General features: G+C 67.9%; 18 protein-coding genes and 1 pseudogene. 16 read left to right on the top strand and 3 right to left on the bottom strand.

Features of this window, described 5'->3' with window-relative positions:
- Positions 1–256 precede the first annotated feature (256 nt).
- Both E1269_RS21085 and E1269_RS21080 read left to right on the top strand, forming a co-directional pair.
- Positions 257–1,822, top strand: a complete 1,566-nt coding sequence (locus tag E1269_RS21085; RefSeq protein WP_131898196.1) for a LuxR family transcriptional regulator — start codon at positions 257–259, stop codon at positions 1,820–1,822.
- Between the two features lie 147 nt (positions 1,823–1,969).
- A complete protein-coding gene (locus E1269_RS21080) occupies positions 1,970–2,560 on the top strand; it encodes a GNAT family N-acetyltransferase (protein WP_131898194.1) in 591 nt (196 codons plus the stop codon).
- 85 nt (positions 2,561–2,645) lie between these two features.
- Here E1269_RS21080 and E1269_RS21075 read toward each other — a convergent pair whose 3' ends face one another.
- Positions 2,646–3,749: a LacI family DNA-binding transcriptional regulator gene (locus tag E1269_RS21075; RefSeq protein ID WP_162606549.1), complete on the bottom strand. Its 1,104-nt coding sequence runs from the start codon at positions 3,747–3,749 to the stop codon at positions 2,646–2,648.
- Between the two features lie 425 nt (positions 3,750–4,174).
- Between E1269_RS21075 and E1269_RS21070 the strand changes: the two genes are divergently transcribed.
- The 9 genes from E1269_RS21070 (at position 4,175) to E1269_RS21030 (ending at position 15,566) form a co-directional block, all read left to right on the top strand.
- The gene (locus E1269_RS21070; protein ID WP_131898190.1) at positions 4,175–5,866 is read left to right on the top strand and encodes a hypothetical protein; all 1,692 of its coding nucleotides are present in this window, start codon (positions 4,175–4,177) and stop codon (positions 5,864–5,866) included.
- A gap of 12 nt (positions 5,867–5,878) precedes the next feature.
- The gene (locus E1269_RS21065; protein ID WP_131898188.1) at positions 5,879–6,841 is read left to right on the top strand and encodes a hypothetical protein; all 963 of its coding nucleotides are present in this window, start codon (positions 5,879–5,881) and stop codon (positions 6,839–6,841) included.
- Between the two features lie 48 nt (positions 6,842–6,889).
- A complete protein-coding gene (locus E1269_RS21060) occupies positions 6,890–7,813 on the top strand; it encodes a hypothetical protein (RefSeq protein WP_131898186.1) in 924 nt (307 codons plus the stop codon).
- Positions 7,814–7,830: 17 nt separating this feature from the next.
- The gene (locus tag E1269_RS21055; RefSeq protein WP_131898184.1) at positions 7,831–8,994 is read left to right on the top strand and encodes a family 16 glycosylhydrolase; all 1,164 of its coding nucleotides are present in this window, start codon (positions 7,831–7,833) and stop codon (positions 8,992–8,994) included.
- A gap of 35 nt (positions 8,995–9,029) precedes the next feature.
- Positions 9,030–9,659 carry a YesL family protein gene (locus E1269_RS21050; RefSeq protein WP_162606548.1) on the top strand — a complete coding sequence of 210 codons (630 nt, stop codon included), beginning with the start codon at positions 9,030–9,032 and terminating at the stop codon, positions 9,657–9,659.
- A 5-nt stretch (positions 9,660–9,664) separates the two neighbouring features.
- Complete coding sequence (locus E1269_RS21045; RefSeq protein ID WP_203433944.1) at positions 9,665–10,639, top strand: ABC transporter permease; 975 nt, start codon at positions 9,665–9,667, stop codon at positions 10,637–10,639.
- The gene (locus tag E1269_RS21040; protein ID WP_131898180.1) at positions 10,633–11,493 is read left to right on the top strand and encodes a carbohydrate ABC transporter permease; all 861 of its coding nucleotides are present in this window, start codon (positions 10,633–10,635) and stop codon (positions 11,491–11,493) included. The genes E1269_RS21045 and E1269_RS21040 overlap by 7 nt, the downstream gene beginning before the upstream one ends.
- Positions 11,494–11,534: 41 nt before the next feature.
- Positions 11,535–13,040 (top strand): extracellular solute-binding protein, encoded by a 1,506-nt coding sequence (locus E1269_RS21035; RefSeq protein ID WP_131898178.1) that lies wholly within the window; start codon positions 11,535–11,537, stop codon positions 13,038–13,040.
- Between the two features lie 78 nt (positions 13,041–13,118).
- The gene (locus E1269_RS21030; RefSeq protein WP_131898176.1) at positions 13,119–15,566 is read left to right on the top strand and encodes a polysaccharide lyase 8 family protein; all 2,448 of its coding nucleotides are present in this window, start codon (positions 13,119–13,121) and stop codon (positions 15,564–15,566) included.
- 131 nt (positions 15,567–15,697) lie between these two features.
- Here the strand turns inward: E1269_RS21030 and E1269_RS21025 are convergent, their stop codons facing one another.
- Complete coding sequence (locus E1269_RS21025) at positions 15,698–16,489, bottom strand: FadR/GntR family transcriptional regulator (RefSeq protein WP_131898303.1); 792 nt, start codon at positions 16,487–16,489, stop codon at positions 15,698–15,700.
- Positions 16,490–16,808: 319 nt separating this feature from the next.
- On the opposite strand from E1269_RS21025, the gene E1269_RS21020 reads away from it, so the two are divergent.
- From E1269_RS21020 to E1269_RS21000, 5 genes are all read left to right on the top strand, one after another.
- Positions 16,809–18,134 carry an ABC transporter substrate-binding protein gene (locus E1269_RS21020; protein WP_131898174.1) on the top strand — a complete coding sequence of 442 codons (1,326 nt, stop codon included), beginning with the start codon at positions 16,809–16,811 and terminating at the stop codon, positions 18,132–18,134.
- Positions 18,131–19,111 carry a carbohydrate ABC transporter permease gene (locus tag E1269_RS21015; RefSeq protein ID WP_131898172.1) on the top strand — a complete coding sequence of 327 codons (981 nt, stop codon included), beginning with the start codon at positions 18,131–18,133 and terminating at the stop codon, positions 19,109–19,111. Before E1269_RS21020 ends, E1269_RS21015 begins: the two co-directional genes overlap by 4 nt.
- Positions 19,111–20,037 carry a carbohydrate ABC transporter permease gene (locus tag E1269_RS21010; protein ID WP_131898170.1) on the top strand — a complete coding sequence of 309 codons (927 nt, stop codon included), beginning with the start codon at positions 19,111–19,113 and terminating at the stop codon, positions 20,035–20,037. Before E1269_RS21015 ends, E1269_RS21010 begins: the two co-directional genes overlap by 1 nt.
- A gap of 94 nt (positions 20,038–20,131) precedes the next feature.
- Positions 20,132–21,664: a sulfatase family protein gene (locus E1269_RS21005; RefSeq protein WP_275264615.1), complete on the top strand. Its 1,533-nt coding sequence runs from the start codon at positions 20,132–20,134 to the stop codon at positions 21,662–21,664.
- A gap of 30 nt (positions 21,665–21,694) precedes the next feature.
- A complete protein-coding gene (locus tag E1269_RS21000; RefSeq protein WP_131898166.1) occupies positions 21,695–24,178 on the top strand; it encodes a right-handed parallel beta-helix repeat-containing protein in 2,484 nt (827 codons plus the stop codon).
- A 261-nt stretch (positions 24,179–24,439) separates the two neighbouring features.
- On the opposite strand, the pseudogene E1269_RS33010 reads toward E1269_RS21000, so the two are convergent.
- A pseudogene (locus tag E1269_RS33010) lies at positions 24,440–24,657 on the bottom strand (hypothetical protein); the annotation flags it as partial.

Genomic DNA, 24,657 nt, shown 5'->3' with positions numbered 1-24,657 from the left:
CAGACCCGTAGGCGCGACGTGTGGCCCTGAGGCCCGTGAGGTGCGCGTCGCCAGTGGAGTCGTGTCCGGTGATCATCAACGGTTGGCGACGTCATGGTGTCGCCCACCGTTGATGATCATGGAGGGCGTCCCGGTCGCTTTTACGACCGACGGGAAGGCCATGCGGTGCGGCACCACTGCCTGATCACCCTCGGCAGTGGCAGGATCGTGGTCCACGACGCCGACCAGCCTTCTCCATCGGGTGCACAATGGCCTCATGGAGACGGTAGTGGCCTCGTCCTCCAGTGCCCTATCGGCCTCCCCGGAGGCATTCGAGGCCCTGAGCTGGGAAGCCTGGTGGCGCAACGACGTCGAGGCCCTCTTCGAGGCCCGTGAACTCGCCTACCGGGCCTACCGCGCTGCCGGTGACGACCTCGGCGCGGCGCGGATGGCGTGCTGGCTCGGCACCGACTCCGTCGACTTCCGGGGCCAGACGGCGGTCGCCAGCGGGTGGCTGGCCCGGGCCCGTCGGCTGCTGGAGGGGCGGGAGGAGACCCTCGAGTACGGCCTGCTACTGATCCACGAGGCCGAGAAACTGATGTACGTCGGCGACACCGATACCGCGATCGCGCACGGCTCGGAGGCGCTGGCCCTGGCACGCCGTCTCGGCCACTTCGACCTCGAGTCGCTGGCGACCTCCACGATCGGGCTGGCGCAGGTCTTCGCCGGGTATGTCGACGAGGGCAGCCGGAGGCTCGAGGAGGCCGCCTCGGCCGCGCTCGCGGACGAGCTGGACCAAACGTGGGCGGCCGGCTGGTGCTGCTGCTACCTCATCTACGGCTGTGAGCAGGTCCGTGACTACGAGCGAGCGGTCCAGTGGTGCCGGAGCATCGAGGAGTGGGCCACGCGGAGGCTCGGCGCGCTCCAGCACACCTGTCGTGCGCGCTACGCCAGCGTGCTGGTTTGGCAGGGTGCCTGGGATGCGGCCGAGGCCGAGCTGACCGAGGCGATGCGAGCGCTCGTCGAGCTGAGGCCCCCGGCGGTTTCGGACGCCGGTGCCCGGTTGGGCGAGCTGCGACGTCGTCAGGCGCGGGCCGAGGAAGCGCTGCGGCTCTTCGAGGAGGCGCCGGCACACCCGCTCTCGATCCTGGGCATGGGCGAGCTCCACCTGGACGCCGGGGAAGTCCGGGCCGCTCGGGACCGAGCCGAGGAGTACCTCCGCGACGGCGCCTCCGGGCCGGCGACCCCGCGGGCCGCCGGGCTGGAGCTTCTGGCCCGGGCGGCCGCGGCGGAGGGGGATCTGGTGACCGCGCGGGCCGCGCTGGCCGAGCTGACCGCGGTCGCCGAGCGCCTCGGCACGGTTCCCAGCCGGGCCTCGGTCGCATGGGCGGCCGGCTTCGTGGCGGAGGCGGCCGCGGACCTCGGCGAGGCGCGGGTCGCGTTCGAGGACGCGGCCCGGCTCTTCCACCGGGTCGGCGCACCGTGGGACGAGGCCCGCGCCCTCATCGCACTGGCCCGGGTGCTCGACAGGGACGGGCGGCCGGCGGACGCGGACCATCACCAGGCGCGGGCCGACGCGCTGTTGGGCGGCTTGCACGGCCGCGCGTCCGAGCCTGCCGGGTCCGAACCGTCCGGGGCTCGGTCACCGCTGACGTCCCGCGAGCGTGAAGTGCTCGGCCTGATCGCCCGTGGCCTGACCAACCGCGACGTCGCCCGGGCGCTGGTGGTCAGCGAGCACACGGTGAACCGCCACATGACGAACATCCTCGGCAAGCTCGAGGTCGGGTCGCGGTCGGCCGCGGTCGCCCTGGCGCTGCGCGACGGACTGATCGACAACGTGTGAGCCGCGGCGGACGGAGTCAGCTGGCGGGAATCCGCCATCTGTTCCGGACCCGGAGATTGGTGTCATCCTGCGACGCGGCCGCCCCGCCTGACGGCGCAGCCTGGAGTCGAGCTCCCATTCGGGAGCACCGACGAGGAGATGACAACGATGAGCATCCAAACCATCACGGTGCGCGGCGCCGCCCCGGCCGACACCGACACTCTCGCGGCCACCCTGGCCGAGGCTTTCCAGTCCGATCCGGTTCTCTCGTGGTGCTACCCGGACGTGGCGGCGCGGGCACGGATCCTGCCGACGGCGTTCCGCGTCATTCTCGAGGCGGCGATCCCCCACGGCGGGGTGGAGACCGCGCTCGGAGGCGTGGCGGCCTCCGTCTGGGTCCCGCCGACCGCCGAGATCGACGACGAACGGATGGTGGGCGACCTCGCCACGGCGTCCGAGCAGTACGCCGACCGCATGTTCACCGCGATGGGCCTGCTCGACGAGCACCACCCGACCCACAGGGAGCACCAGTACCTCTTCATCCTCGGCACCCGGGACGCCTGGCAGTCCCAGGGCCTGGGCACGGCGCTGCTGCGTTCGGTCCTGAGCGGGTGTGACCGCGACGGCGTACCCGCCTATCTGGAGGCCACCTCGGAGCGCAACCGTTCCCTGTACGAGCGGCACGGCTTCGAGACCACCAAGGTGATCCGGCTCCCCGACGGCCCCCCGCTGTGGTGCATGTGGCGCGAGCCGGCCTGACCTGCCCCGGTAGCTGTTACGGGCTCGGTACAGGCAACTGCGCGGCGGCGCCACCAGAGTCGGGACATGCCACGTCGCCACTACATCACCCGGAGCTCGCGGTGCGAGGGGCGGCCGTGGAGCCGCGGAGCACCAGGCGCGGTTGTGCGACGACGCGTCGGACCGGGGCGTCGTCGCCGTCGGCGATGAGTTCCAGCAGCGTGCGCACCGCGGTTCGACCGATCCACGCCTTCGGTGGCGACACCGCCGTCAGCGGCGGGTCGGCCATCTCGGCGGACTCGTCGTCGTAGGCCACGATGGAGAGGTCGTCGGGAACCGACCAACCGCGCAAACGGGCCCGCCGGGCCAGCGGCAACGCGATCTGGTCGGAGTGGCAGATCAGGCCGGTGACTCCGGATTCGGCCAGCTGGTCCAGAATCGCCTCGATGCCCTCATCGGTCGCCCAGCCTGCTGTGGCGTCGGCAGCGATGTACATGGGGGAACGCCTGCCGGCCACCCCGAGCCGTTCAACGGCCGCCCGCCAACCGTTGATGACCCGGGTTCCGCTCTGCGACCGGCCGTGGGTGACCAATGCGACGCCGCGGTGACCCAGCTCCGTGAGATGCCGTACCGCCTGTTCACAACCCCACTCGTGATCGGAGCGCACGCACGACAGCGCTCGGCCGGCGTCGGTGACCTCCCGTTCCACCAGGACCACCGGCACCGGCAGCCCGAGCAGCCAGTCAGCGTAGTCCGGGTCGGGTCGGTCCAGCTCGATGCTCGGAGACAGCAGTAGCCCGGTCGGGTCGGCACCGACCATTTCGTCGACGAGCTTCCGCTCGTCGTTCGGGGCCCGCGCCGAACGGGCCAGCGATCGCCGGACCGCCGCGTCGTCGAGCGCCTCCCGGATGCCCGCCACGATGCTGGAGAAGTAATAGTCGTCGGCTGGAACGACGATCGCCACGTGGGGGTGCGGCGCACGCCCGTCCGGTGCGGCGGATGCGGTATCCGCCGGCAGCCCTGTGGCCGAGGTGCGCAGGGCACCGCCGCCGTGAAACTTGTCGATCACCCCCTGCTCGGCCAACGCCTCCAGGTCACGGCGGATCGTCATGGACGATACGCCCAGCTCGGCAACCAGCTCAGCGGTGCGGACCATGCCCCGGCTCCGCACCAGATTGAGGATGTGCGCTTGCCGCTGGAGCGCCAGCACCCGAGTCCTCCTTCGCCGACGGTCAACGCCCATAGTGTGACGATAGCTGTTCGATATTGCAACTTCTCAACCACGAGACTCTCGCCATCGCGCACGCTGCCCGGTCAGATAGGCGAAACGTGGCCTTGACCGTCCAGCAATCACGCAATAGGTTGTCGCAGATCGAACAGAATTGAACACCGCGATCAGGTGAGCGCGGCCGGAGAACTCCGCGAGCACCGCATGCCGGTGGGCGGCCACGTTCCTCAGCAGGCAGGAGCGGGGCGCCACCGCCAAGACCTTCTCGGCCGCGTCCGGGACGTAGTCGCCGCACGGAAAGCGCTATCCGAGCCATCGCTGTTCGAACGGGTCGGCGGCTGACGAATGGCCGACACGGTGACCAGACCTCCACACGGTATGCCGCGCAACACGACCGAGGAGCCACGATGACCCCACCGAGATCATCGCCGAGCCCGCGCGCCTTCGATCCCCGCCACCGTCACCCGCCGGGCATCAACCGGCGGGACCTGCTCCGGATCACCGGGCTCAGCGTCGCAGGGGCGTTCGCCGTGCCGTTGCTGTCGACGGCCGAGCCGGCGCGCGCCGAACCGCTGACCGGAGCGCCGCGCGGCACCCGGTACCAGTTCGCGTCCACGAGGCTGCGGGTGCCCGATCGGCTGTCCACCCTCGCCTCGGCCGGCGCCGCCGGGCTGTGGCGGGTGTCCGCGGGCTCGCCGCCCTATCCGATCCGCAACCCACGGGTACTGGTGCCCGGGTTCTTCTGCACGAGTGCCGGCAGCGGAGAGACCGAACGGCTGGCGCCGGACCACTTCGACGTCGCGTACGCCCTCGAGGTCGAGGGAGTCCGGCACCGCGCCAGGTTCCGCGGCAAGCAGTGGACCCAACGCGGCGGGTCCGGCTCCTCCCACCGCTACGACACTCCCTACGACTGGGGCATGTGGAGCGACCCGATCCCGGTCGAGATCCCGGCCAACAGTCAGCTCTTCCACTGCTCGATGGTCCGCATCGGAGCCGGGCTACGCTTCCCGGCGAGCGCGCGCCGCAGTCCGCTGATCGGGGACCGGTGGCGGATCGGCGACCCGGCGGCGCTGGAACCGTTGTTGTCCGGCGGCGAGATCGTCACCGCCGGCAGCAGCCCAGGCGTTGTGTACGCCCCGATGTTCATGGTGGCCGAGAGCGAGTCCGCCGACCCGGTGGTGCTGATCGTCGGAGACAGCCGCTCGTACTTCGACCACGACCTGTCGTGGGCCAACACCGAGCCACGTTCGCCGCTGGCCGCGGTGGAACGCGGGCTGGACAGCATCGGCGGCGGGCGTGTCGCCACCGGCCACGTCGGCATGTCGGGCTCGGCACCGGCCCACACCATGATCGGGCCCGGGCTCACCCACCGGGTGCGGCCGCTGCTCGAGCTGCGCCGGCAGTACGGGCACCTGCCGTTCAGCCACATCCTCGACCAGCACGGCAACAACGGCCTGCTGGACTGGCCGACGCTGACGTCGCACGTCACCACCGTCAAGGAGTTCTTCCCCGGCGTGCCGTACGTCAAGACCACAATCCCGCCGCGGGTCAGGAACTCGACGGACGCGTACCGCACGTTGGCCGGCCAGGCGCCGGTCGCGTTCGACAGCTACCCGAACGGCGCCCGCGCCCTGTTCAACAACGACGTCCTCGCCAACCGGGACGATCTGTTCGACGCGGTCTTCCATGCCGGCCGATACGGGATGGCCGGGGACGACGACTTCCACCGTTCCCGGTTTCCGGAGTTCAACGACCTCTCCGGCGTGCTCACTCGCGACTGGGACGGCGTATCGAGTACCTGCTTCCTGAGCTTCGAGCCGCGGTACGGAGACAGGCTCAACTTCGACGCCGCGAACCGCGCTCGGGGCGGCCACGTCGGCAGGGTCACTCCGCGCGGCGATGAGTTCGAGGTGTCGCTGGAGATCGGGTTCGCCAGCGGCGGCGCCCATCCGGCCGGTGCTTCCTTCGCGTGTACCCCCACCGGCGACGGCACCCACGAGAGCCCTCGGATGCACATGATCGAGGGCGCTGCGTACGAGGACATGAAGCTGGCCGGCCTGTTCGGCCCCATCACCGCAACGGCTCGCCCACCCGCCTGAGGAGGCCGCACGATGACCGGAATCACTCGCAGACAAGCCCTGGGCGTCCTGCGTGCAGCGGGAACGCTCGCGGGCGCGACCGCCATGACGGGCCTGGTGTCCGCATCGGGGGTGGCGTCGGTCTCGGGCGGAGCTCGGACCGAGCTCACCTGGAAGCCACCGCCGCTGGTCGATCCGGAGGTCATCGAGGTGGGCACCACGGCGGACTCCCAGCCGGGAGAGCTCGACGTCACCCGCGACTTCGTCATCAAACTCCCGCCGACAGTGCGCACCGGCAAGCTCGTCATCCACGGCGGACGGAACGTGGTGCTCGTGGGCGGGCACATCCGGCTGCCACCGGTCTCCGGACGTGACACGTCGGCGAGCGCCATCCTCGTCACCCGGAACGTCGGCGTCGTGCACATCGAGGGCGTCCTCATCGAGGGCGGGCTGATCGACACCACGGTGAGCGGGCAGGGCGACGGCATAGCGATCCAGTCGCGCGCCTCGATCGTCCAGGTGCAGAACTGCCGCATCGTGGACCTCGTCGGCTCCGGCCCCGACACCCACAGCGACGTGATCCAACCGTGGGGTGGCGTCAAGCAACTGCGTATCGACCGGCTCACCGGCAGCAGCAACTACCAGGGGTTCTTCGTTCCTCAGGACCTCGCCCCGATCGGCCACATCAAGATCAAGCGCACCAACCTGATCGCCGGTCCCGAGTGGTTCGCCGGCGCCGGCGGCGGCTACATGCTCTGGATGGGGAGGGACCCGAAGTACACGATGTCCGACTTCTACATCCAGCCGCGCTCCGGGCGGCTGCTGGGGAACTCGGTATGGCCCGACCACAACCACGCCGAACTCCCCGTCTCCGTGGTCGACGGCGTGGCCACCTGGCCGGCCATGACCAACGTCAAGGGCAGCGTCCGGCTCGGCCCACCTCCTGGCGGCGACTTCTGCCCCGCCGGCGTGGCCGGCGTGGGTTACGCCCGCTGAACACCCCCGTTGTCCAGCCGTACGTGCGAACCACTGGAGGTTCTCGACATGACAGGCATCAATCGCAGACAAGCCCTCGGTGTCCTGGGAGCGGCGGCGGTGGGCGGACTGGCGTCCCCACCGTTGTCGGCGGCCACGGTGACCACGCAAGCCGCGCTCAACTGGCCACCGCCGCCGCTCGACAACCCGGAGACCATCACGCTGGAAACCAGTTCAGAGCAACCGCCAAGGCCCCTCGACGTCAACCGGGACTACATCATCAAGCTCGCCCCGACAATCCGCACCGCCGGGGTCATCATCGAGGGCGGCAACAACGTGGTGATCATCGGCGGGCACATCCGGCTGCCCGTGTACGCAGGCCCCACCGGCCCCAGCCCGCGAGGCATCTACGTCATCGGCAACCAAGGCGTGGTCCACATCGAAGGCGTCCTCATCGACACCGCCTCGGGCGACAGCCTCGGGGACGGGATCGCGATCGACGCCGACAACGCCATCGTGCAGGTCCAGAAGTGCCGCATCATGAACATCAAAGGCCGCCAGAACAGCCTCCATGGCGACGTGATGCAGCCCTGGGGCGGCGTCAAGGAACTGCGCATCGACCAGCTCACCGCGTCCAGCACCTTCCAGGGGCTGTTCTGCCCGGTCGACAGGGGTCCCATCGGCCGGGTGATCGTCAAGCGCACCAACATCACCGCCCTCCCCGAGCTCGAACCAGGCGGCGGCTACATGTGGTGGATGGGCACGCAGCCGATCTTCATCTTCTCCGAGTTCTACGTCCAGCCGCGGTCCGGGCGGTTGCTCGAGAACTCGGTGTGGCCCGACCACAACCACGCCACCCACCCCGCCACCGTGGTCAACGGCGTGGCGACCTGGCCGACCATGAGCAACGTCACCGGTGGCATCCGCGGAGGCCAGCCAGCGGGCGGCGACTTCTGTCCCGCAGGTGTGCCCGGCATCGGCTATACCCCCTGACACCCGGAAGGACACCGATGAGCACCGTCTCTACGCCGCAGGCACTGGCCGGACCGCCGTCCCCCCTCTATGAGCTCGTGTGGGCCGACGAGTTCGACGGCACCGCCGTCGACACCAGCAAATGGCACCACCGCACGGATGTGAAGGGCTGGAGCTCACAACGCCCCGAGAACGTCACGATCGGCGACGGCCTGATGACTGTCCATCTGAGGAAGGAACGGCACCGGGGCATGGACTACACAGGCGGCGGCCTGGTCAGCACCGTGCCGTTCCGCTACGGCTACTACGAGACTCGCATGAAGGCCAACGCAGGCTCCGGCTGGCACCCGGCGTTCTGGACCGGCGCCAGCGACGGCACGACGACGTTCCCGGACTACAGCCGCACGGAGATCGACGGGTTCGAGATCGACACCCATCAGACGCACAGAACCCGGCACAACATCTGGCTGTGGCTGCCGGGGCAGGACCCCGACGGGCCGGAGGAGGCCGGCGGGCGCGCCCATGCGCCGGTCATCACCAGCGGCGTGTACGACCTCGGGTTCGACACCGCGGCCGAGTTCCACACGTACGGCTTCGAGTGGACCGAGGACCAGGTGAAGTACTACGTGGACAGCGTGCTCATGTACACGGCGAGCTACCCGCCGCTGCGGTACACGCAGCACGACTACGCCAATGTGTGGTTGTCGGTTCTCGCCATCGGCTTCCAGGGCAGCCCTGGCGTCGACGACACCGCGCTACCCGCTCAGGTGCAGTGGGAGTACTTCCGCTACTACGCCAAGGACTCCTACACCGACAACGACGGTCCTTCGGCCACCCGCTACGGCGAGACCGGCACGTGGCACACCGGTTCCTTGCCGGGTCACACCCTGGAGAACACGTCGCGCTACAGCGAGGATCCCGGTGCCACGGCGACCTGGCGGGGCTGGCTGCCCGCGGCCGGCACCTATGACGTGTACGCGTACACGATCGCGCATCCCGACGGTGACACGAACGCCCGCTACGACGTCGATCACGGGGACGGGACGGCCACGGCGCTCGTGAACACCCGCACCGGCCCGACCGGCTGGCGGCGGCTCGGCGGCCCATGGCCGTTCGCCGCCGGCGACAACGGCCTCGTCACGCTCACCCGCGGCGACGGTATCGCCTGGGCCGATGCGGTGAAGTTCGTCCGCGTCTCCTGATCACCATTGCGTCTCGTCCCGGAGGGAGCGTTGTCATGGCAGCAGAACGTCGACCGTGGGTGGACGGCAGGGTCTACACCCAGCTGGTGCGGTTCAGCGGCGTGGTGTCGCTGGGTGTGCTGTGGGTCGTGGCGTCGTTGCCCGTGGTGACACTGTTCCCGGCCACCGCGGCGATGTTCGGCGTCGTCAGGGAGTGGTCACTGGAACGCGAGCCGGCGCTGGTGAGGACCTTCTGGCGGCTGTTCCGCGAGAACCTGCGCCAGGCACTGGCGCTGGAGGCGATCGCCTTGGCGGCGATCACAGGCGGCGTCGGCAGCATGCGGATCGCGGAACTGCTGCCGCCACCGCTCGGCGCCGCGACGCAGGCCGCGGCGTTGCTCGCCGGCATCGTGCTCGTAGCGGGCCTGATCTTCGCATTCCCGATCATGGTCGGGTACCGGATGGCGTTGGCCCGGTTGCTGCGCGCGGCCGTCCTCATCGCGTTGGGGCGTCCGGTGACCACGCTGGCGTGCGTTGGCCTGCTCGCGGGAGCGTGCCTCGTCAGCTACGTCTTTCCGCCGGCGCCCCTGCTGCTGGGTGGGCTCACGGCCAGCGCGGTCTACGGCTGGTGCAGCCGGGCTATCGACGGCGTCGGGATCTCTGGCCGGCGGGCGGTGACGGTGTGACCGGCGTGGGCGCCCCGCCGGCACCGGCGCAGACGCCGGCCCAAGCGGTCGCGGCGGCTCCCCCGGCGCCGCGCAGGGCCAGGTGGGCGCGGGCGTGGCGGTTTCGGTCGCTGTACCTGATGCTCCTGCCCGGGCTGATCTACTTCGCCGTCTACAAGTACGCGCCGATGTACGGCGTGATCATCGCGTTCAAGGACTACAACCTGGGCCTCGGTATCGTCGCCAGCCCGTGGGCCGACCCCTGGTTCAAGTACTTCGACCAGTTCTTCAGCTCGCCCTACTTCGGCCAGTTGATGGTCAACACCTTCCTGATCTCGGCCTACAAGCTGTTCTGGGGCACGGTTCCGTGCTTGGTCCTCGCGCTGCTCTTCAATGAGTGCCGCGTGACCTGGTTGCGGCGCTGGGTGCAGACGATCAGCTACATGCCCCACTTCCTCTCGTGGGTGATCGTGTTCGGCATCACCGTCGCCTTCGTCTCGCAGAGCACCGGCCTGATCAACCGAGGGCTGGAAGGCCTCGGTGCCGAGCCCATCGGCTTCTTGACGTCCACCGATTGGTTCCGGACGATCCTCGTCGGCGCCGACACGTGGAAGGACCTGGGTTGGGGCGCGATCATCTATCTGGCGGCGATGGTGGGCATCGACCCGGAGCGCTACGAAGCCGCTCGGGTCGACGGCGCCGGCCGGTTGAGGCAGATCTGGCACATCACCCTGCCGGGTATCCGCAACGTCATCATCCTGCTGTTCGTGTTGCGACTCGGGAACATCCTCGATGCCGGGTTCGAGCAGGTCTACGTCTTCTACAACGTCCAGGTGTATTCCGTCGCCGACATCATCGACACCTGGGTGTATCGGGTCGGTCTCGAGCAACTCAACTTCTCCCTGGCCGCCGCCGTCGGCTTGTTCAAAGCGGTCACCGGGCTGGTACTGATCATCCTGGCCAACCGGCTCGCGAAGCGATGGGACGGACAGCTATGGTGACCGGCCGCGAGGACCGCATCGTCAATGGCGTCGTCTACGCACTTCTGCTGCTGGTGGCGGTCGTCTCCGTGTTCCCGCTGCTGTTCGTCCTGTCGGCGTCGCTGACGCCGTACAGCGAGGTCCTGCGCAATGGCGGGTACGTGGTGCTCCCGAGCGAGTTCACGCTCGATGCCTACCGGGCGCTGCTCGCCGAGCCGGCGATACCCCGCGCACTTGGCGTGACGGTGTTCATCACCGTTGTCGGGACCGCCATCAACATGGTGCTGACCACGCTGATGGCCTATCCCCTGTCCCGGCGGGAGCTGCCGGGAAGGTCGGCCGTTCTGTTCATGCTGCTGTTCACGATGATGTTCAGCGCGGGGTTGATCCCGACGTATCTGATCGTGAAGGCGACCGGGCTGGTCGACACCATCTGGGCAATGATCATCCCCAGCGCGGTCGGAGTGTTCAACGTCCTGATCATGAAGACGTTCTTCGACCACCTGCCCCAGGAATTGATCGAGTCTGCTCGGATCGATGGTGCCGGCGAGTTCCGCATCCTGGTCCGGATCGTGCTGCCGCTCGCGAGGCCGGTGATGCTGACCCTCGGGCTGTTCTATGCCGTGGGGCATTGGAACGAGATCTTCCACGCCATCCTCTACATCCGCGACCAGGATCTCTATCCGTTGCAGATCGTCGTGCGCAACATCTTCCTGCGCTCCCAGTCGATCGAGAACGTCGATGCCGCCGCGTTGCCGACGGTCACGATGCAGATGGCCGCGGTCGTCATCGCCGCAGTTCCCATGATCGTCATCTATCCGTTCATTCAGAAGCACTTCCAAAAAGGGGTGCTGTTGGGCTCCGTCAAGAGCTGAGCGTTCATCGCGCCCCCCGCGGTGCACAAGGAGGAACTGCAATGAGGAAGTTCATCCGTATCCTTTCGGCGCTGACAGTCGGGAGTGTGCTGCTCGCCGCGTGCGGCGGCGGCGACGAACCCGAAGAGGGCGAGGGCGGTACGGTGCAGCTGACCGTCGCCGAGTTCAGCTACGGGACGGAGCTGCCGGACAACGATCCGGTCAAGGCGCAGCTCGCCGAGGAACTCGGCGTCGACGTCGAGCTCTCCCTGGGCGTCGATCCCGACGAGTACTGGGGCCAGCTCGCCACGACGTTGGCCAGTGGCGACGCCCCGGACCTGTTCTTCGTCGACCGGATCCACCTGCATCAGATGGCGAACCAAGGTCTCCTGCTGGACCTCACCGACTACATCGACGAGGACCTCGGCACGTTCGACGAGTTCGTCGGCGAGGACTCGTACCTGCAGACCACGATCAACGACAAGGTGTACGCGCTGCCGAAGCGCGGATCCGGTTACAACCCCAACACGTACTGGATCCGCAAGGACTGGCTCGACAACCTGAACCTCGAGATCCCCGAGAGCGTCGATGACCTGATGACGGTGGCGAAGGCGTTCACCGAGCAGGATCCCGACGGGAACGGCCAGAGCGATACCTACGGCCTGACCGGTGCCACGCTCGGGAGTGCCGCCAACAACCAGGCGTGGTACCCGATCTGGGGGGCGTTCGGCTCCGGCGGGCCGGGGGTGTTCTACGAGAAGAACGGCGAGATCGTCAACGGTTTCGACGACCCGGCCACCAAGGACGCACTCGAGTACATCAACAGCCTCGTCGGAGCCGGCGTCGTCGATCCCGACTACGCGACCAACACGCTTCCGCTGGATCACGAGCGTGCGATGCAGGGAATGGCGGGGATCATCAACATCGAGTGGCCCCGCATGCAGAAGCCGGAGTTCATCGATCAGTTCGAGGAGTTGCAGCCGGACGCCGAATGGGTGCAGATCGCCCCCATGGCCGGCCCCGGCGGGTCCGGTGCGATGCCGCTCGACCTCTACACCTCGGGTGGTTATGCCGTTCCGGCGTCGCTGGCCGAAGACGAGGAGAAGCTGAACAAGATCTTCGAGCTGATGAACTACATCTCCACCGAGGACGGCAACCGGCTGGTGTCCTACGGCATCGAGGGCAGCCACTTCGAACTGGCCGGCGACCAGGTCACGATGACCGAGCAGGGCGTGGCCGAGAGCGAGCCGTTCTGGCTGTATCAGTTCAGCGGCAGGGACGAGGCCTCGTATCTGAAAACGAAGTTCGACTACGCCTCAGCCGCGATCGACTTCGCCTGGAACCAGCCGACGATGGAGGTCCACAGGAGTCTCGTCACGCCGCCGGAGGGCTACAACGACACCGACGCGGCGACGTACGCCGCCCAGCAGGTCGCCCAGTTCATCAACGGCTCGAGGTCGCTCGACGAATGGGACGCGTTCGTGGATGAGTTGAAGACCCAGTTCGGCTACCAGCAGTACATCGACGCCGGGACCCAGCAACTCGAGGACCTCGGCGTGGCTGGGTAGCACACTTCGGTTCCCTCACCACGTCTGATTCACCCGGCTGGCGATGCTGGGCATCGACCCGGAGACGAAAGGAACGCGATGTCTGCGTATGGAACGGATCATGGCATTTCCCGCCGGCACCTGCTCTACGGACTGGGCGGCGCAGCCGGTCTCGCGGCGTTGGGTTCGAGCGACCCCTTCGCGCTGCCGTCCAACACCGCCTGGGCGGCCCCGGACGGCACCGGCGACAACTTCGACCAGATGCGCGCCACCTGGCGTGACATCCTGACGGGTGGGGATTTCGACCCGGCCGATCCGGATATCCTCGCCGTGGTTTCCAACGGCGACGACGTGGTCGCGTCGCTGCTCGACCTCGTCGACAGGTCGGAGAACCGGGACCGGGTCTTCGTGGACGCTCCTCTCGTGGAGGAGGAGACCGCCGAGGCGGCGAACAGGGTGGCGCGTACGTTCGACCGGCTCCATTCGATGGCGATCGCGTACCGCACCCCGGGGTCGAGATTCGTGAATGATGACGGCGTCCTCGCAGATGTCCTCGCCGGTCTCGAAATCGCCAACCAGCGGGTGTACAACGAGGGCCAGGAAGAGTTCGGCAGCTATTGGAGCAGCTGGTACAACTGGGAGATCGCCGTTCCGAGAACTCTCACTGGCATCTGCACCCTGGTGTACGACGACCTTCCCGCCGACGCGTTGGCCCGGTACCTCGCCGCGATCGACCATTTCGTTCCTGACCCTCGCTTCATCTACCCACCCGACGACCCGGTTCGTCGTCGATTGTCCACCGGCGCGAACCGGGTCGACCTGTCCCTCAACATTGCGGTGCGTGGCGTGCTCGGGCGAAGCAACGAGCGGATCCAGGACTCCAGGGCCGCCATCGCGGACGTGTTCCGGTATTCCGTCGAGGGCGACGGTTTCTACCGTGATGGCTCGTTCATTCAGCACGAGTCCGTGGCATACACGGGCGGCTACGGCATCGCGCTGCTGGGCGGCTTCGCGCGGATGCTCGCCCTCGTAGCCGCGTCGCCCTGGGAGATCACGGGGCCGGAGGCAGAATTCGTGTTCGGCACCGTCGAGCGTTCGTTCAGCCCGGTCATCTACGACAACCAGATGATGGATCTCATTCGCGGACGTTTCGTTTCCCGATGGAACGAGCGGGACCACCATCGCGCTCGCGCCACCATCGAGCAGGTGCTTCGCCTTGCCCAGGCCGCAGATCAACCAACCGCCGCCCGGTGGCGCGCGACCTGCAAGGGCTGGTTGGAGCGGGACACCTACGAGAACATCCTGACCGCTGCGCCGGTGACCCGGGTGGCGCTGTTCAAGGAACTACTGGCCGACTCGACCGTTCATGCCGAACCCGAACCGGTGAATCACACCATCTTCGCGAACATGGACCGTGCGGTGCATCGACGGCCGGGGTGGGCGTACGCCATCGCCATGTGCAGCAAGCGGATCTCCTATTACGAAGAACTCACCAACAGTGAGAACTGGAGGGGCTTCCACACCGGTGACGGGATGACATACCTGTACACCTCCGACAATTCCCAGTTCGCCGACGAGTTCTGGCCCACGGTCGATCCGTATCGGCTGCCCGGCATCACGGTGGACACGACCCGCCTCCCGGACGGTGCGGGAGACGGCGAACGCCCGCTCCCAGCACGCGCGACCTGGGTGGGCGGTGCGACAGACGGGGAGTTCGCGGCGGTGGGCATGGAGCTCGAGCCGCTCCTCTCCTCCCTGCGCGCGAAGAAATCGTGGTTCTGTCTCGACGAGTACGTTGTGGCGCTCGGCGCCGGAATATCTGCAGACACTCAGGTCGAGACGGTGGTCGAGAACCGCAACCTCCACGCGTCTGGCGGGAACACGCTACTCGTGGAAGGCACGGCGCAGCCGGTGACACCGGGTTGGAACGCACAGTTCCATAATCCCGCGTGGGCCCACCTGGAGGGCGTCGGCGGCTATGTGTTCCCCGCCGGGGGTTCGTTGAATGTCGTGCGGGAGGAGCGGACCGGAGCCTGGCGCGACATCAACATCAGGGGGCCCGAAGATCCGATCACCAGACACTACGCGACGATGTGGTTCGACCACGGGACCGCGCCGGTCGATGAGTCGTACGCGTACCTACTCGTGCCCGGCGCGACGCCCACGCGCACAGCCGAGCTGGCCGCTGACCCGGGGAGGGTGCAGATCCTGGTCAACACCGACAGGGTCCAAGCCGTTCGGGTACCGCGTCTGGGCGTCACCGCCGTGAACTTCTGGACGGCGGGGTCGGTGGATGGCATCACCGTCGACGCTCCATGTTCGCTGACGATCCGTCATGGGCGTGGTCCACGCCTCTCCGTCGCGGTCGCCGACCCGACGCACGAGCAGGCATCGCTCTCGGTAACACTTGATCGGGCCGGATACCGGTCCTGGACCGAAGACGCCACCATCAGCGTCAAGGAGCTCCACCCCCACGTGGCGTTCACCGTCGACACGGAGGACGCCGACGGACGCACGCACACCGTCACCTTTCATCACCGACGATGACCCGCCAGACCAGTCGGTCGTGCTCGGCTGCGTGGGCCAACCGGCGATCGCCGCGCCGGCGAGATAGCGAGCAAGGAACCCGGTGAGATGGGTCTGCCGACCGCCGTGATCGAGGAGCGGTGTTCGACGCCTCAGGCTGACGCGGAGCGATCGTTGTCGGCCGCGAGCCCTCGCATCCACCGCTGCAGCAACCGTCGATAGTGATCGAGTGTGGTGTCGATGTGCTCCACCATTGCCGCGACCGCGCCGTCGGCCTCGCCCGCTGCGATCAGCTCGGCTACTGCTGCGTGTTCCTTGGCCGCGACGAGAAGCGATCCGGGCTTGTCCCCCCGCATGCCGATGGTGACCACCTGGCGACGCAGCTGCGTGATGGCTACGACGGTTGACTCGAAGAACGGGTTGTTCGAGGCCGCCGCCACCGCCTGGTGAAAGTCGTCGTCAGCGTCGCGGAAGGTTGCGAAGTCGTCGACGGCGGCGGCCTCGTCCGTGCGGTTGGCGGCGTCGCGGACCGCGAGCACCTGCTGTGGGGTGGCCCGGCTCGCCGCGAGTCGGCTGGTCTCGCCCTCGATAGCGCGGCGAAACGCGAACAGCAGACCGACCTGATCCGGATCGGCGGGCAGGAACAGGTTCCACGACTGCTGCGCCGCCAGACCGCTGGGTTCGGCGACGTAGATGCCAGCACCCTTGCGGACGGTGACGCGCCCCAGCGCGGCCAGCACCTTCAACGCTTCCCTGGTAACCGTGCGGCTGACGTTCAGACGCTCCGAGAGCTCCCGCTCCGTGGGCATGCGATCGCCTGGACGCAGCTGTCGCCCGGCGATGTAGCTCAGGATGTGCTCGGCGGCGATCTCGTAGCCGGGGCGGTACGCGCTCTGGCGCTCCGGCTCCGATGAGCCGCCCGCACGTTCTGGGGTCGCGGTCATGTCCGGCATCCCTTCTGGCCGCCATCGCGTCGGCGACCTTCCGTCAACGCCGAGGATACATACGATCTATCTCAGGAGATAGACATGTTCAACTAGGATTTACTTCTCCACATCAGGCCGTTGCCTTCCCCGTGTCAGGCACCTGCGCTGTCTTGACGGCTGATAAATCGGACCTATACGGTGGCCAGCACCGAGCTTACGGGGTTTGGGCGGCCAGCAAGCTCCGACCCCGACGCGCCGACAGGTCACTAGATCCTCTGACAGCCAACCACATATAGGACTTATCTGCTCAGTCGAACAGCTCACCGAGGAGTGCTCGATGACAACCACAGGCTGGCGGCAACGCGCACAGCGCGCTCGGATCTCGACCGGCTGCGCCATCGCCGGGCTCTTCATCGCGGGGTGCACCGCTCCGGGGGCCAGCACGGGTGGCGATGATGACGGGGCGACGTCGCTGACCGTCTGGGTCGACTCCACGAGGACGCCGGGTGTCGAGCGCTACCTGGAGGAGCACCCCGACGTCGACATCCGGATGACCACCATTCCCAGTGACCCAGGTTATGTCCTCACCCAGATCTCGCTGGCCAACCAGGCCGATGACGGGTGGCCGGACGTCGTCTTCCTCAACACGCCCGAGGACGTCGCTTCGCTGGCCGCACCACCGTTCGACTTCGCCGCGCCACTGGACGAGCTGGTCGATGACGAGATCACCGACGGTTTCGTCGAGGGTTCCCTCTCCGGATGCACGTTCGGCGACACTCTCTACTGCCTGCGCAACGACATCGGCCAGACAGTGCTCTGGTACAACCAGGCGCTGATGCAGGAGTTCGGCTACGAAGTCCCGCAGACCTGGTCCGACTACGGCGCATTGGGTGAGCGCGTCGCGGCCGAGCATCCCGGCTACATCATCGGCGGTCTCAACGGCAAGTGGGGCGCCGGCGTGTACTTCGAGTCCAGCGGCTGTCCAACGCGTGACGTCATCGATCTCACAACCGTGCGCATCGACACCTCCGATCCCGGCTGCGTCCGCGCTGCCGAGCTGCTGGACCCGCTGCTGGCGAACGGCTCGGTGTCCGCCCTGTCGCCGTCGGATCCGGCGTTCGCGCAGATCGGGCAGGAGAACCGGATCCTGATGCTGCCGGCGGCGTCCTGGTATGGCGAGCACAGGTTCAAGGCCGCCTACGAGAGCCCGGCCGGCGAGATGGCGGCGGCGCCGATGCCGACGTGGGACGGTGAGGACGTGCCGTACAGCGGCTCGGTCGGCGGCGGAGCCTTCGTGGTATCCAGGCACGCCGAGGACATGGACGCGGCCGTCGACTTCGCCACGTGGATGACCACCAACGTCGACCATCAGAGCGAGCAGCCCACTTATCCGGCGTTCGCCGAGGCGGCGGAAGCCTGGGGCGCGGCGAGGGCGGCGGATCCCTTCTACGCCGAGGACCCGTTCCCGGTCATGAAGGACCAGGCGCCGCTCATCCGGGACACCTTCGGCTGGGTGCGCTACGCCAACGAGTGGAACAACATCTTCAACGAGACGGTGGTCGCGGCGGCCGAGTCACCCGAACCGCTCCTCGAGGCCGTCGAGGAATGGGGTAGCCGGCTCACCCAGGCGGCCGAGGCCACCGACTACGAGGTCGCCCGGTGACCGATACCGAAACCGCCGGTCGCCGTCCCGCCAGGGCAGACAGACAGGGACGGCGACCGGCATCCGGCGCCGAGTCGACGGTCGAGCCGCCGTCCAAGCGCCGCCGGCGGCTCGCGCCGTATTTCTTCGTGGCGCCGTACGCCCTGTTCCTCGTCGGCTTCGGCATCGCGCCGGCCCTCTACGGCCTCTACACATCCCTGTTCACCGACAGCCTCGGCGCGGGCACCGAGTTCGCGCCGTTGGGGAACTGGGGCGAGGTCCTCACCGACTATCGGCTGGTCGACTCGGCCCGCAACGTGGCAACGTACGTGGCTCTCTGGCTGCCGTCCATGCTGATGCTGATCTTCGCGATCGCGCTGGTTCTTCACGCCCGACCGGGACGATTCGCCGCCGCGATGCGCTTCGTGTACTACATCCCCGGGGCCATCACGGGTTCAGCGGCGGCCTTGTTGTGGCTGTTCATGGTCAGCCCCCAGGTCAGCCCGTTCTCTCCGCTGCTGGACCTGCTGGGCGTGGAGAACGCCACGGAGGCCGTCTCCGCCAACACGCCGCTGATCCTCGCGTTGATGGGCATCGCGATCCATGCCGGCGGATGGATCCTGATCGTCTACGCGGCGCTCGCCGCGCTGCCGCGGGACGTGCTCGAGGCGGCGGTCATCGACGGCGCGTCGTCGTGGCAGGTCGCCATGCGTGTCAAGCTGCCGATGGTCAGCCGGTACGCAGCGCTGATCCTGATCGCCACGTTCGCCGCCGGGACACAGGTGTTCGTCGAACCCACCGTGCTGGCCACCGGCGTTCCCGGTCAGATCAGCTCGACCTGGTCGATCAACCAGCTGGCGTACTACTACGCGACCCAACAGGGCGACTTCGGCAAGGCCGCGGCGCTGTCGCTGGCGCTGCTGCTGGTCGGACTCGTGGTCGCCCTGCTCGTCATCTATCGCACGAAGTTCTACCGGATCGACAGAGGACTGAGCTGATGGCCGTTCCGGCGACCCGGCACGACCACCCGCCGTCGCGCCGTGCGGCCGAAAGCGCGCGACGGGCGGCCGGACGGTCTCTCCGCCTCGGCTTCCTCCTGGCTTGTGCGATCTTCTTCGGCCTGCCGGTGACGTGGTTGCTGCTGGCCGCGACGAAAACGCAGACGTCCATCTTCAGCGATCATCCCCTCTCGGTCGGTTCGTTCGGCAACATCGCGCAGGGCTGGAGCAACCTGCTGACGTTCAACGACGGCGAGCTGGTCGGCTGGATCTGGAATTCGCTGTACTACGCCGGCTCGAGTGTCGTGATCGCCGTGTTCCTCAGCGTCCCTGCCGGCTATGCGCTCGCCAAGTACGACTTCGCCGGGCGCAAGGCGCTGCTGGTGCTCACCCTCATCGGCATGATCATCCCGACGGCGGCCCTGGTGCTGCCGTTGTACTTGCAGATGAACGCGCTCGGACTGCTCGGCACACCGGCCTCGGTGATCCTGCCGCTCGCCTTCTATCCGTTCGCGGTCTACCTCTGCTACGTGTACTGCACGACCAGCTTGCCCGACAGTCTGCTCGAGGCGGCGCGCGTCGACGGCGCAAGCGAGGCGACCCTGTTCTTCCGCATCGTCCTGCCCCTGTCCAAGCCGGTCATCGGGATGATCTTCTTCTTCAGTTTCGTGCACGCGTGGACCAACTTCTTCCTGCCGTTCGTCATGCTCTCCGACGACCGCACCTTCAACCTCCAGGTCGGTCTGATGATGCTTCTCCAGTCGACGGACGCCATCAACGCCGAGGGCGGGTTCTCCGCGCTCCCCATCCATCAGCCGGAGGCGGCGCTCGCCGCACTGGTCGCCGTCGCGCCCGTCCTGGTCGCGTTCGTGTTCGCCCAGCGCTACCTCACCGCCAGCGACGTCTCCGGCGCCGAGAAGGGCTAGGCTCCGACGCCGACCGCGAGGTCCCAGGCGGCGGCGCGTCCCACAAGGGATAAGGAGACCAGCCGGCACCCAACGACCCCCAGGGAGGCATAGCTTGTCGCGTCCGCCGAATGTCCTGTTCATCATGTCGGACCAACACAACGCGCGGTGCATGTCGCACGCCGGTCACCCCGACGTCACCACGCCGGCACTGGACCGCCTCGCCAGACGTGGGATCCGGTTCACCCGTGCCTTCGCGCAGAACCCCATCTGCACCCCCAGCAGGGTGTCGTTCCTGTCCGGGCAGTACTGCCACAACCACGGCTACTACGGCCTGTCCGATCCGCGCCGGCCCGGCCCAGCCGGCCCGAGAACGCTGCCATCGCTCTTCGGACACGCCAAGGCCGCCGGCTACCACACCGGGGTGATCGGCAAGACGCACACTCCGCGGGACTGGATCGAGCCGCACGTCGACACGTTGCGCGACTGCATCGGCTTCCTCGCCCCGGATGCCTACGGCGAGTACCTGGACGCATTCGGCTTGTCGAGCCGGCGCGACGACCGCATCCTGCCCGAGCACTTCGCGCGCCGTGGCAACAGCGACGGGCAGGGCCTGGACGCCCGGCTCTCCACGCTTCCGCTGGAGCACAGCGTCGAGCAGTGGTGTGCCGACGAGGCCGCCCGATTCATCACCGCGGCCGGCGATCAGCCATGGCTGGCCTGGGTGAGCTTTCCGCGGCCGCACCAGGTCTGGACGCCGTCCGAGCCGTTCTGGAGTGCCTACTCCGAGGACACCGTCACGCTGCCGCCCAACGCCGACGACCCCTTCGACGGAAAACCGCCTCACCAGCGCGCCAGCTGGCGGGCCAAGGGACCGGACGGCGACTGGTACTTCGAGCCGGCCACGTACGAGGCGGGCCGCCGGCGGGTCCTGCGCGCATATTTCGCGCTGGTCAGCCAGACCGACCATGCCATCGGGCAGCTGCTGGACCTGCTCGACCAGCGGGGCATCTCACAGGACACCATCGTCGTCTACACCGCCGACCACGGTGACTTCGCTGGCGAGCACGGCCTGATCGAGAAGGCGCCGGGCATCAGTTACGACGCGATCACCAGGGTGCCCTACATCTGGAGCTGGCCGGGTCACCTGCCGCAGGGCGCGACCCGCGACGACCTGGTCGAGTCCGTGGACCTCTTCCCGACCGTCTCGGCCTTGGCCGGACTCCCGGATCTGACCAGCTGGGACGGCCACGACCTCGGGCCCGCGCTGCGCGGTGAAGGCGGACCGGAGCGGGACGCCGTCTTCACCGAGTGCCCATGGTCCAAGGCCGTACGCACCCCCGACTGGAAGCTGGTGACCTACCCGGACGGCTTCTTCCCGCCCGAGGACGGCGACGTCGGTGAGCTCTACGACCTGGCCGCCGACCCTTGGGAGCTGACGAACCTCTACCACAGCCCCGAGCACCGCGACATCGTGGAGCGGCTGCGCCGGCGGCTGCTGGACTGGCTGGTCACCACCCAGCGCATCCAGAACACCCTCCCCGCCGCACACGGCGACTGGCAGGACACCCGCCGCTTCGACGACGGTCTCGTCCCGCCCGCCGCCATCCGCGACCTAGCGGACAAGGGCTTGCGCGACTACCTGTGAACCGCACCTTCGACCGAAGGAGTACCAGGGATGTGGAGCGTCAGATCAGCACTCGGGATCGCACTCGCACCGGTCGTGGTCATCGGCGCCTTCGGCGTCGGCGCCGCCGCCCGGCCCGCCGTGTCGGCAGCGCAGGACGGTCCCCACGTCTACGTCTCCCCGGACGGTGACGACGCAGCGCCCGGCACGCGGGATCAGCCGTTCCGGACCCTCGAGCGGGCCCGCGACGCGGTGCGGGAGCTGATCGCCGACGGGATGACGGCGGACGTCACGGTCGTGCTGCGAGAGGGCACGTACTACCTCGACGAATCACTTCGTCTCAACGAGAACGACTCCGGCCGCGACGGTCACCAGGTCGTGTACACCAACGAACCGGGAGAGAACGCCGTCGTCGCCGGCGGCCGCCCCATCACGGGGTGGGAACAGGTCGAGGGCACTGAGGTCTTCCGGGCGCCCGTGCCGGACCTGAACGGCGAGCCGTGGACATTCAACCAGCTCTTCGCCAGCTCCGAGCGCCAGACCTTGGCCCGCGAGCCGGACACCGGGTTCTTCCAGACCGGCTGGATCACCGACGACGTCATCCCCGAGGCGGACCGGCGCAGAAAGCTGCTCTACACCCAGGCCGAGGCCGGTCTGATGGGCAGCATCGCGGACCCACAGTCGGTGCAGGTGTACGTCTACGGCACCCGCGACTGGTTCTCCAACACGATCCGGCTGGAATCGATCGACCTGGAAGACCGGATCATCACCATGACCGCGGAAGCGCTGCAGGGCATCAACCGCGGGAGCCACTACTTCGTGCAGGGCTTCGCCGAGGCGCTGGACCAGCCCGGCGAATGGTACCTGGACCGCGGCGCGGGCTACGTCTACTACTGGCCGGCCGACACGACCGTTCCGTTGGACCAGCAGAGCATCGTCGCCCCCACCGTCCAGGACATCTTCGACCTGCGCGGCACCCACCCGGAGAACCGGCTGCGCGACATCGTCGTCGACGGTCTGACCTTCGACGTCTCCGCCTTCACCGACTACTTCATGGAGACCGAGGAGGCGTCGTCGGACGAGACCGCGACCGGGCGCGGGCGGGTCTGGAACCGCCCGGCCGAGCGCAACCGGCACGGCAGCATCCGGCTGGAGAACACCCGCAACATCGAGCTGCGCGACCTCGAGGTGCGCAACGCCGGGTTCAGTGGGATCTCCATCGACGAATACTCGCGCAACGTCACTGTCAGCGGTAGCGAGATCCACGAGGCCGGATACCACGGCATCATCATGACCGGCACGCGTCCGGGGACACTCACTGGCAGCGGAATCCAGGTCTACGACAACCGCGAGCACACCATCGTCGACAACCACATTCATCACGACGGCATCCTCGTCGGACACGGCAGCGGCATCTTCATCAACCAGAGTGGCGACAACCTCATCAGCCACAATCACGTGCACGACCAGGCCCGCTACGGCATCGGTGGGAAGGGCCTGATCGGCAGCGAGATGCCCGACCACCTCCCGGACACCTACGACGGCCCGGAAATCACCTGGGAGAACCACTTCGACCTGCTCACCTCACGCAACAACGTCATCTCCTTCAACCACATCCACAACGTGCTGCAGCAGACCGAGGACGGCGGCGCCATCTCGTTCAAGGGCGTCGGCACGGGAACGGTGATCGACAACAACTACGTGCACGACGTCCAAGGCGTCCCCGGCGTGCACGCCTCGCTGCTGTACGAAGGGATCTACCTCGACGACGACACCAGCTACGCGCTGGTCAGCAACAACGTCGTCCACGATGTCAACGGCCCGGGATCCAACCTGACCATCTATGCCAAGGGCTTCGGCAACCGGATCACCAACAACATCCTCGTGACGTCGACCACCGGCAGCAGCACCGTCGGCATCATCTCCGGCCAGTGGCTGAACGTCCCGGTGCGGGAACACCAGTGGGATCACAACATCATCTACGCGACACGTGGGCCGCTGAACCTGTACCAGTTCGCCAGCGAATGGATCGCCTGGGAGGAGTCGCCATGGGTGCAGGCCTCGGACCACAACCTGTTCTACTCACCGACCGGCGAGTACGTCGTCACCAACATCCCCGGCGACGACACCTTGGCGAGCTGGCGGACCCTGCTCGGCGGGCGCTACGACCAGAACTCCGTCACCGCCGACCCGCTGTTCGTCGACCCTGACAACCACGACTACCGGTTGCAGCCGGACTCCCCCGCACTCGATCTCGGCTTCCAGCCCATCGATCTGAGCACCGTGGGGCCTCGGGAGACTCCGGTTCCGTCGTGCGAGGGCACGATCGACATCGGTGGGGCGGACACCGGGGTCGCGGATTTCGCCGTCGGGTCCGCCTGCGCCGGGGAGTCACTGCGGGCCGACGACGGGCCGGACCACGGCTCTTACGTCCGCCGCGTCGGTGCCATGACGGACGCGTGGGCCAGCGACGGACTCATCACCGTCCGCGACCGCGCGTCGATCATCTCCGCGGCCGCGGCCGCGCGACCCTGACCCCTGCGTGCCAGCACAGACGCGCCGTTCGAGCCAAGGAGGACGACACATGACGAACGGACCGAGCCGGCCGAGCCACTCACCAGGTCCACTGAGCAGACGCCGGGCGCCGTTGCGTGCGCCGTCGCCGAACGTGATGCCCGTGCCCGGCCGATCCGCGCCGCGATCGCCAGGTGCCCGCACGTGGTGAACCTCGGTTTACGCGTCAGGCCGCCCGCGACGGTGTCGTCGGTGGATGCCGTGCACGGTCGGCACGCGTCGTCAGGCCGCGCGGACATGGTCGGGTGGGTCGGTCGGCGGGTCAGGGCGCGGCGGCCAGGCGGTTTCGCCGGAGCCCAGGGGCGGTCCGTGACTGCCGAGTGCGTCGATGAGGCGATGGTAGGTGTTGCGGCGGGGCTGTTGGCCGGGGTCGATCCAGGGTGGTGGGACGAACTCGGGATGACGGTCGCCGCCGATGCGGACTGCCCAGCCGCGGTGGT

The organism is Jiangella asiatica, assembly GCF_004349065.1.
Classification (GTDB): domain Bacteria; phylum Actinomycetota; class Actinomycetes; order Jiangellales; family Jiangellaceae; genus Jiangella; species Jiangella asiatica.
Note: the sequence above shows the minus strand (reverse complement) of the source record. Positions and strands in the feature narration are given on the sequence as shown.

Excerpts from the sequence above, each read along its gene's own strand:
- E1269_RS21065 (WP_131898188.1), top strand. The coding sequence starts at position 5,879 with ATGACCGGAATCACTCGCAGACAAGCCCTGGGCGTCCTGCGTGCAGCG.
- E1269_RS21085 (WP_131898196.1), top strand. The coding sequence starts at position 257 with ATGGAGACGGTAGTGGCCTCGTCCTCCAGTGCCCTATCGGCCTCCCCG.
- E1269_RS21070 (WP_131898190.1), top strand. The coding sequence starts at position 4,175 with ATGACCCCACCGAGATCATCGCCGAGCCCGCGCGCCTTCGATCCCCGC.
- E1269_RS21055 (WP_131898184.1), top strand. The coding sequence starts at position 7,831 with ATGAGCACCGTCTCTACGCCGCAGGCACTGGCCGGACCGCCGTCCCCC.
- E1269_RS21060 (WP_131898186.1), top strand. The coding sequence starts at position 6,890 with ATGACAGGCATCAATCGCAGACAAGCCCTCGGTGTCCTGGGAGCGGCG.
- E1269_RS21080 (WP_131898194.1), top strand. The coding sequence starts at position 1,970 with ATGAGCATCCAAACCATCACGGTGCGCGGCGCCGCCCCGGCCGACACC.
- E1269_RS21010 (WP_131898170.1), top strand. The coding sequence starts at position 19,111 with ATGGCCGTTCCGGCGACCCGGCACGACCACCCGCCGTCGCGCCGTGCG.
- E1269_RS21020 (WP_131898174.1), top strand. The coding sequence starts at position 16,809 with ATGACAACCACAGGCTGGCGGCAACGCGCACAGCGCGCTCGGATCTCG.
- E1269_RS21035 (WP_131898178.1), top strand. The coding sequence starts at position 11,535 with ATGAGGAAGTTCATCCGTATCCTTTCGGCGCTGACAGTCGGGAGTGTG.
- E1269_RS21040 (WP_131898180.1), top strand. The coding sequence starts at position 10,633 with ATGGTGACCGGCCGCGAGGACCGCATCGTCAATGGCGTCGTCTACGCA.
- E1269_RS21000 (WP_131898166.1), top strand. The coding sequence starts at position 21,695 with ATGTGGAGCGTCAGATCAGCACTCGGGATCGCACTCGCACCGGTCGTG.
- E1269_RS21025 (WP_131898303.1), bottom strand. The coding sequence starts at position 16,489 with ATGACCGCGACCCCAGAACGTGCGGGCGGCTCATCGGAGCCGGAGCGC.
- E1269_RS21030 (WP_131898176.1), top strand. The coding sequence starts at position 13,119 with ATGTCTGCGTATGGAACGGATCATGGCATTTCCCGCCGGCACCTGCTC.
- E1269_RS21050 (WP_162606548.1), top strand. The coding sequence starts at position 9,030 with ATGGCAGCAGAACGTCGACCGTGGGTGGACGGCAGGGTCTACACCCAG.